General features: G+C 66.5%; 1 pseudogene. It reads left to right on the plus strand.

From position 1 onward, the window contains the following. A pseudogene (locus tag HC022_RS28115) lies at positions 1–707 on the plus strand (glycosyl transferase); the annotation flags it as partial.

Raw genomic sequence — 707 nt, forward strand, 5'->3', positions numbered from 1 at the left:
CCGCAGGATCTCGCTGATCCTGCCCTCGCTCTATTCCGAGCTCGAGGGTGACGCGCTGCCCAACATCCTGCGCGAGCTGAGCAAGGTCAGCTACCTGCACCGGATCATCGTCGGGCTCGACCGCGCCGACGAGACACAGTATCGCCACGCCCGCGCGTTCTTCTCGGTGCTGCCGCAGCAAACCACGGTGATCTGGAACGACAGCCCGCGCATGCTGCAGATCATGGGCCGGCTCGAGGCGCTGGGGCTCGCCCCGCAGGAGCCGGGCAAGGGCAAGAACGTCTGGGGCTGCATGGGCTATCTGATCTCCTGCGCCGACAGCGCGGTGATGGCGATCCACGATTGCGACATCGTCACCTACACGCGCGAGATGCTTGACCGGCTGGTCTACCCGGTGGCGAACCCGACGTTTTCCTACCAGCTTTCCAAGGGCTTCTACCCCCGCGTAGGCAACAACAAGCTGAACGGACGGGTCACCCGCCTGCTGGTCTCGCCGCTGCTGATTGCGCTCAAGCGCACCATCGGCGACCGTGACTACATCGACTACCTGCGCGCCTTCCGCTACCCGCTCTCGGGCGAGATGGCGCTGCGCACGGGTCTCTTGCCCGACCTGCGCATCCCCTCGGACTGGGGGCTCGAGATCGGGGTGCTGTCGGAGGCGTGGCGCAACCTCGGGCCGCGACAGGTCTGCCAGGTCGAGATCGCCG

The sequence above is a fragment of the Salipiger sp. HF18 genome, from assembly GCF_011806505.1.
Taxonomy (GTDB): domain Bacteria; phylum Pseudomonadota; class Alphaproteobacteria; order Rhodobacterales; family Rhodobacteraceae; genus Salipiger; species Salipiger thiooxidans.